7 protein-coding genes are annotated in these 8334 nt (G+C 34.8%); 2 read left to right on the forward strand and 5 right to left on the reverse strand.

The genetic code is table 11. The features are described from left to right. Together F6K22_RS23080 and F6K22_RS23085 are read right to left on the reverse strand one after the other, a co-directional pair. Nucleotides 1-743: hypothetical protein (locus F6K22_RS23080; protein WP_293103241.1), on the reverse strand; the 743-nt coding region annotated here is incomplete at its 3' end. 2 nt (nt 744-745) lie between these two features. Beyond that, on the reverse strand, nt 746-1147 hold the full coding sequence (locus F6K22_RS23085; protein WP_293103244.1) for a S1 domain-containing protein: 402 nt from the start codon (nt 1145-1147) through the stop codon (nt 746-748). 667 nt (nt 1148-1814) lie between these two features. On the opposite strand from F6K22_RS23085, the gene F6K22_RS23090 reads away from it, so the two are divergent. Next, entirely contained in the window at nt 1815-3590 is a 1776-nt protein-coding gene (locus tag F6K22_RS23090; RefSeq protein WP_293103247.1) for an ABC transporter substrate-binding protein, read from the forward strand. A gap of 587 nt (nt 3591-4177) precedes the next feature. Beyond that, nucleotides 4178-4951 carry a nickel pincer cofactor biosynthesis protein LarB gene (larB, locus tag F6K22_RS23095; RefSeq protein ID WP_293103250.1) on the forward strand — a complete coding sequence of 258 codons (774 nt, stop codon included), beginning with the start codon at nt 4178-4180 and terminating at the stop codon, nt 4949-4951. Between the two features lie 177 nt (nt 4952-5128). Here the strand turns inward: larB and F6K22_RS23100 are convergent, their stop codons facing one another. The 3 genes from F6K22_RS23100 to F6K22_RS23110 all read right to left on the reverse strand — a co-directional run. Continuing rightward, the gene (locus F6K22_RS23100) at nt 5129-5866 is read right to left on the reverse strand and encodes a pirin family protein (RefSeq protein ID WP_293103253.1); all 738 of its coding nucleotides are present in this window, start codon (nt 5864-5866) and stop codon (nt 5129-5131) included. A 154-nt stretch (nt 5867-6020) separates the two neighbouring features. Next, the gene (locus tag F6K22_RS23105) at nt 6021-7949 is read right to left on the reverse strand and encodes a sensor histidine kinase (protein ID WP_293103256.1); all 1929 of its coding nucleotides are present in this window, start codon (nt 7947-7949) and stop codon (nt 6021-6023) included. A gap of 59 nt (nt 7950-8008) precedes the next feature. Then, the coding region (locus tag F6K22_RS23110) for a PhnD/SsuA/transferrin family substrate-binding protein (protein WP_293103259.1) at nt 8009-8334 on the reverse strand (326 nt) is incomplete at its 5' end.

Genomic DNA, 8334 nt, shown 5'->3' on the forward strand with positions numbered 1-8334 from the left:
GAATTATTAAAGTTAATGACTATTTGAAAAAATTCCTTGTAGAAGTTTCGTATAGCTCGTCTTTTATGCTCTATAGGCGCAATGTTCCACAGAAAGCCTTGATATTCTACTAAATCGCCAAATTTTTCCCAGTATATAGAACGTTTTTCTTCAGTATCTCTAGGAATTTTTTCCCTAACTTCATTTGATAGCTGTTGCTTCAGAGATTCATTAGTATTAGTATCTTTGAGATATTTATTAACAAAGTCAGCATAATTAGCGAACTCATTTTTACTATAAATGTATAAATCATTTCTTAACTCAGAAGATTCAACTAAAAATCTTTCATAATCCCGAATAATTTTATTAGTTAATAGCTTTTTACCTTCAGTGTCAAAATGATAGAGTTTTTCTCTGATTTTTTCTATTGCTTCTGCTGATGGTAAAGTATTTACATATTCCAAGAACAAAGATGTAGCAATCTTGGAATCATTGTTATTAACACATAGATTAATAATTTCATTTCTTAACTCAGAAGATTCAACTAAAAATCTTTCATAATCCCGAATAATTTTATTAGTTAATAGCTTTTTACCTTCAGTGTCAAAATGATAGAGCTTTTCTCTGATTTTTTCTATTGCTTCTGCTGATGGTAAAGTATTTACATATTCCAAGAACAAAGATGTAGCAATCTTGGAATCATTGTTATTAACACATAGATTAATAATTTCATTATATTCACTATCAGCAGGTATTTTTTTCACCTTTACAGCTTTCTTTTTCTCAGACTCAGAGGTATGGCGCAAACCACAAGAAACATAGTCTCCAGATGAAAATTCTTTAAAAGATTTAAAATGGAAAAAGCCATCAGATTTTGTGGCAACTTCTCCTGTTCCCCCGAAAAACTAATGACAACTCCAGTATATTTCTTTAATTCAACATTTATTGCCTCAAACTTTTGAGAGTTTTCTTCCAAATCAAAACAAACATAAACTCCTTCTCCGTTATCTCTTTCTAAAAGTATTTGTAAATCTTGTGGAATTTCACGGCGGTTAACATAAATATCTCGATCAATATCTCCTTCTTCGAGCTCAATAAAACCAAAATTATTTCGGGTTTGCCGTTGATTATTAAAACCACCAAACCATTTAATTTTACCAGTTACCATTTTTTTGCTACCGCCCCGATCTTTCCTAGAAATAATTAACTATTTAGAACCTCAAACTAACTATAATTCATATTGTTACAATCTTCCTTCCTTATACCAAATTCACAACAGGCTGTTACATTCATTCTTTGTGATTTATTCCTACAGGTTGATACTTTATGGCTTGTATTTATTGTCAAAATTATTTTTTTTTATCCATTTTTTGTCTATTTATCTTTCCTGGTTCCGGCGTTTCCTATCTCTTTTCACCTTTTCTATCACTGTAGTAATATTTTATGAAAATGGTATTATTTAACAGCTTTTGATTGTATAACCATAAGAAATTATTCATGAAAAAAACTGTAAATATTTGGTCTCCAAGCCCAAAATAAAATAGGGTTTGGAAACCAAATCCCCTACTGCACTGACACATCTAAAATGGTGCGTTACGACAGATTGCTAAATCCATTTCAAATTCTAAATTTAAGCCCTCTGACCAACTTCAATAGTACAATATTAGGAGCGGGTTTTTAATCGAAAGTTCAATCCTTACCCTAAGTTTAAGTAAACCTGCTCTAATGTAGAAAATTAGCTGTGTCAGTCTACTACAAAACTAGCTTTGTAGTCTACTCAAACGAAAAGTGCTGTAATTTGGTATTATCTGATTGTAGAGATATATCAACTCAAAATGATTAAATTTAATATCCAACAAAACTATTATCGTAAATTAACAATTTTATTCACAGTTATTTTAATATTTTTCCTCAGTGCTTGTAGAACAACTCCATCAAATTATCAATCTCGTCTAGTAGTTTCCACCCCAAGCGATGCTTCTACTTTTAACTATCCATTAAATCAGTCAGCATATAGTGTTTTTGGTTATATTTATGACGGCTTAATTATTGAAAATGGTGTAACAGGAGAATTAGAACCAGCATTAGCTAAATCCTGGGAAGTTTCCGAAGACGGACAAACAATAGTTATTACTTTAAAAGAAAATTTGAAGTGGTCAGATGGAGAACCTTTAACTGTTGATGATGTGGTATTTTCCTATAACGAAATATATCTCAATGATAAAATTCCTAGCAGTTTTAAAGACATTCTCAGAATCGGTCAAAGTGGTGCTTTACCAACAGTAAAAAAAATAGATAATCTCCGTGTAGAATTTTCCACTCCCGAACCTTTTGCTCCTTTTGTCAGATATGCTGGAGGATTACCTATCCTACCTGCTCATGCTTTAAAAGAATCAGTTCGTACTACTAATTCAGAAGGAGAATTAAACTATCTAACAAAATGGGGAACTGATACCCCAGTCACAGAAATTGTTGGTAATGGTATGTATCGCATCAAAAGTTATACTCCAAATCAACGAATTATCTTAGAAAAAAATCCCTTTTACTGGCGCCAAGACGATGGGGGAAATAATCTGCCTTATATTGAAAATATTGTCTGGCAAGTAATCGAAAATACAGATAATCAACTGTTAAATTTTCGTTCTGGAGAACTAGACACAATTCCAGTAATAGCAGAAATGTATCCTCTGTTGAAACGAGAAGAAAAACGAGGCAAATATACTATATATAATGGTGGTCCGACACCTGCTTCTAGCTTTATTTGTTTTAATATAAATCAGGCGAAAAATGCTGAAGGTCAACCATTTGTAGACCCGATTAAATCTCGATGGTTTAATAAAAAAGCTTTTAGACAAGCGATCGCTTATGGGATTAATAGAGAGGCAATGACAAATAATATATATCGTGGATTAGGTGCGCCTCAGTATTCTCCAATTCCTGTTACAAGTCCTTTTTATTTATCCCCAGAAGAGGACTTAAAAATTTATAATTACGACCCGGAAAAAGCAAAAAAACTTTTGCTTGGTGCTGGTTTTAAATATAATCAAAATGGTGAATTATTAGATAGTGAAGGTAATAAAGTAGAATTTACCTTACTATCAAGTGCGGGTCGGAAAGTCAGAGAACAAATGGCAACCCAAATCAATCAAGATTTAGGGAAATTAGGTATGAAAATAAATACGCAATTTCTCAGCTTTAATACTTATGTAAGAAAACTCTCCTTATCTAGAGATTGGGATGCTTATCTGGGAGGTTTTACAGGAGGAAGCATTGAACCTCATGGTGGTTATAATATCTGGTCTGTAAATGGTAGATTACATACTTTTAATCAAGGACCTCAACCGGGAGAGGAAGAAATAAAAGGTTGGAAAGTAAACGACTGGGAACAACAAATAGATGATCTTTATATACAAGCATCTCAAGTTTTAGATGAAGATAAACGCAAAGAATTTTATGGTCAAGCCCAACAAATTATTGCTGAAGAATTACCTTTTATTTATATGGTAAATCCTCTAGAATTTGATGCTATTCGTGACCGGATTAAAGGGATTAATTATACTGAGCTAAGTGGAGGGTTCTGGAATTTATATGAACTGAAAATTTCTGATTGATTGCTAACACGAATTATGGCACGGATATACGGATTAAGAGTTTAGCTAGTAGAGTGCATTTTGCTGCGCAACATGAAAAGGCGCTTACCACAAACTACTATTGAACTGTCAAAAATTACATGGCGCCGTAACGCACCTTTAGTAGCTATCCCAAATATTTCGGTGCGTTACGCTTCGCTAACGCACCCTACTAGCGTATCAAGCTTGAAATGGTGTGTTAGGAGCGAGCAACAAGCGAAGACCTCTCCCCCAACCCCTCTCGGGAGAAGTCTCCCCCTTCCCTTGCAGGGAAGGGGGTTGGGGGGTTAGGTTTTTTAATCCACATTTTCAAGCTTGACACGACACTACTAGACTGACACAGCTAATTTTGTGCAAAATTGTAGGGTGTGTTAGACGGCTTAAATTCATACTATGAAAGTGATTTAGCAATCCGTCGTAACGCACTATTTTAGTTGTGTCAGTCCACTACTAGACTAACATCGACCTCCCACAAACCCTGTTTCTCATAACAGGATATTGTGTATAGTCAGGTACACTACTTGTAAATTACAAAATTTTCTCAATTATTAGTTTGATTATTTAAAATTATGAAATCTGAAGCTTTAGAGCAATTATTAAAAGGAGTTGCTACAGGAGATATTACTCCAGAATCAGCCCTAGAAAAACTCAAGAATCTTGACTTTGAAAAGGTCGAAGATTTTGCCAAAATAGACCACCATAGAAATATCAGAACAGGTTTTCCTGAAGTCATCTGGGGACCAGGAAAAAAACCAGAACAAATTATCAAAATTATGGAGGTAATGAGGGCAAAAAATCCTATAGTAATGGCAACAAGAATTGAACCAGAAGTTTATGAAAAGTTGCAAGATAAAATTTCCGATCTTTATTACTATGAGGAGGCAAAAATTTGTGCAATTATATCAGATTCTCCTACTCCAAAACACAAAGGTATAATTACAATATTAAGTGCAGGTACTGCCGATATACCAGTAGCAGAAGAAGCAGCAGTTACAGCAACTCTTTGTGGTTTTTCAGTCAAGCGTCTTTGGGATGTAGGAGTCGCAGGAATTCACAGATTATTAAGTAATAAACATTTAATTGCAGAAGCAGATGTATTAATTGTAGTAGCAGGAATGGAAGGTGCTTTGCCAAGTGTAGTAGCAGGTTTAGCAGATTCTCCTGTTATTGCAGTACCTACAAGTGTAGGTTATGGTGCTAACTTTGATGGTTTAGCTCCCCTATTAACAATGTTAAATTCTTGTGCCCCAGGAATAGGCGTTGTAAATATTGACAATGGTTTTGGGGCAGCTATTTTGGCAGGACAAATTATTAGAATGGGTGAAAAGTTAGCAAGGGAGTAGAGGAGCAGGAGAGTAGAGAAAAAAACATTAATTCGGTAATTATTTGAGGGTTTGGTCTCCAAACCCCTACGATATATTTAGCTTTCTTCTATATCATATCCAGATAATTAGTGATAAAAAACTTTATCATCTTAATATCTTCAAACTTCCTACTCTTCTCTCCTGACTCCTCTCTATTTATGCCAAATCAAATAAAAGAATTTCTCCATTTGAATTAGTTGAAATAGAAACCTCTTTAATTTCACTTAAAGCAACACCATCACCAGCTTTTAGAGATAACTTTTCATTAGTATCTACTTCAATATCTACTTCCCCACGAGCAACTTGTACCCATCCATAACGGTTAGCTGGAAAAGCATAATAAATCCGATCTCCCTGTTTCAAAGCACTTGCAAATAAATCCACATCTTGATTAACTTTTAATGCTTCATCCCTACCATCTTTAGCAACAACTAAATTTAATTTCCCAGAGTTTTTTGCTATATCAAAAGAACGTTGATTATATGTTGGTTTTAAACCCCTAGAATTGGGTAGTAGCCAAATTTGTAAAAAGTGAACATCCTCAGATTTTGAGTGATTATATTCACTGTGCATAATTCCCGTACCTGTACTCATGTGTTGTACATCTCCTGGATAAAGTACACCACCTTCACCAATAGTATCCTTATGTTCTAATGCTCCTGCTAAAACATAAGTAATAATTTCCATATCTCGGTGTCCATGAGTTCCAAAACCATCACCAGGAGTCACCCTATCTTCATTAATTACTCTCAGGGAACGAAACCCCATATATTCACGGTCAAAATAGTCTGCAAAAGAAAATGTATGATGGGTATTGAGCCAAGCATAATTTGCGTGTCCTCTTGCTTCAGCTTTTCGTACTTTAACTTTTTCAACTTGTTGTAATTGAGACATTATTATTAACTCCTGTTATAAAATTTGATTTTTTTTGCGTGGATTAAATTTGAGTTACTTGTGTTAATTTTAACTAAAAAAAATTGATAACTAGGCACAGTTTATGAAAGGCATAATTATAAAAAACATACCCTTGTAAGCTACTCCCCACTCCCTACTCCCTAATTTTAGATAACTCAGAACTTAAAATATTTTCAGGTTGTAATGTCACCACAGTTGGCAGGTTTACAGTAAAAGTAGAACCAATACCCACACAACTTTTTACTGTAATTCTGCCACCCATCATTTCACAGAATTTTTGACATATAGACAAACCTAAACCAGTTCCGCCATACTTACGGGTTGTAGAATTATCCGCTTGTACAAAAGGCTGAAATACTTTTTCAATCTGCTGTGGCGTCATACCTATGCCAGTATCAGTCACACTAAAAATTATCTGATTTAATATCCGATCATCTGAAACATTAGCTGATTCTATTGCTAATTTATTACTACCATTGCCATTATGCTTTATATTATATTCCCGAACTACTTTTAAAGTTATTATACCTTCGTGAGTAAACTTACTTGCATTACTCAATAGGTTGATCAAAACTTGCTTAAGCTTTGTTCGGTCAGCAAATATAGTGCCAATTTCGTTACAACAATAAATCTCAAAAGAATTACTATTTTTCTTAACTAATGGTTGTACAATACTCTGAACTTCATTGATAAATGTAGGGATATCAAATTCTTCTTCATACATAGTCATCTGTCCTGATTCTAACTTAGAAATATCCAATATATCCTGAATAATTGCTAGTAGATGTAAACCAGAAGTTTTAATCTGGTCTAAGTCGGGAATAAAATCTTCATAACCTAAATCTTCAGACTCTTCCTTGAGCAAATCGCTATAACCAATAATTGCATTGAGGGGTGTTCTTAACTCATGGCTCATACTAGCAAGAAACTGACTTTTAGATATATTAGCAGCTTCAGCAGCTTCTTTAGCTTGTTGCAACTGTATATTCGCCAACTTACTTTCAGTAATATCTCGGACAATAGCTAAAACTTCATTTTTACCACTTGCTACTATCCTAGCCTCAAAATGATGGCGTTTTTCCTCGAAAAACCACTCATATTCAAAAATTTTAATATCCCCTGTTTCAAGTGCTTCATCAATATATTGTAAGTATTGTTTAGCAGCATTTTCTGGCAAAATTTCGGAAACTTTTTTACCTATTAACTCATTACTAGACCAAGAAAATTCATCTTTTCTAGAAGGTTTATAGTAAAGAAACATTCCTTTCCTACTGAACCAAAATATTAGATCGGGGATAGCATTAAGAAGTGCTCTGTTTTTTGCCTCACTTTGATGTAAATCTTCAGCCCTCTGCTTTAAACTACCAATTAGCTTCTCTTTACTCTGAATTAATTCTCGCAGTTGAGCAGTCATACTATTAAATGATTCTGCCAATACTGCTAATTCATCCCTAGTAGAAATCTCCATCTTTTGAGTCAAGTCTCCAGAGGCAAAGCGCTTAGTAGCTGTAGTCATTTCCTTGAGAGGTTCAGTAATAGAGCGACTAATTAGCAGTGCCAGAAAAGTTCCTGCAGTAGCAGCCACCACTGCGACCATAACACCTTGATTACGCACAGTAGAAACTTTCTGATTTAAGGGAGCTGTAGACAAACCTACACTAACAGCTCCCGGTCTTTTCCTCCCAAGAACTACTGCCTTACCAGCAATAAGTTGAGTAGACTCCCACTCAAAAATTGTTTTATCACTTTTGAGTAAACGCTTTCCAAAAGGATCGGGTTCAATATTGTAAACTAAGGTGCTCTCCCCATAAGCATCAGCAACAATTCTTCCATCTTTATCGTAGATCCGCCCTGCTGCTAATACTTTATCTTCCCCAAGCTGCTCCATGATTTCTTCCATAAAATCAGCATCTAGCTTGTAGAGAGAATCTCTCACCGTTATAGATAAAGTATTAAGTAAAATTTCAGCTTGTTGCTTCAATTCATTGGAAAAATTTTGTTGCTGACGATAAACTGATAGCCAAGTGACACCAGCCACTACTATGACAACTAAACTTGTCATAGCTAGCGTTAACTTTGTGGCTAGCGACCCTTGTCCAATCCTGAATCGGCCCATCTAATTTACCTGTTCTGAACAAGTTCATACAATTCTCGCATTCTTTCTATGCTTGATTCCGGCGGAAAATTGTCGAATTTGGCTGTTTTCTCAAATTTCTTCAATACTTCTTGTCCCTCTGGTGTTTTGTCCATTTCAATCAGGATAGTTTTGATGGCCTCAATCATTTCAGGTTTCAGGTCAGCTCTAACTAAGGCTATATGACGAGCTACTTTATCGCTCTGTGCTAAAACTAGCATTGCTTGTCGGCTTTCTTCCGGAATTTCCATAAAAGTTCCGATATCAAGAGCACCAGCTACCACTTTTCCACTAATTACCCATTGAATAGTAT

The sequence above is a fragment of the Okeania sp. SIO2F4 genome (genome assembly GCF_010672385.1).
Classification (GTDB): domain Bacteria; phylum Cyanobacteriota; class Cyanobacteriia; order Cyanobacteriales; family Microcoleaceae; genus Trichodesmium.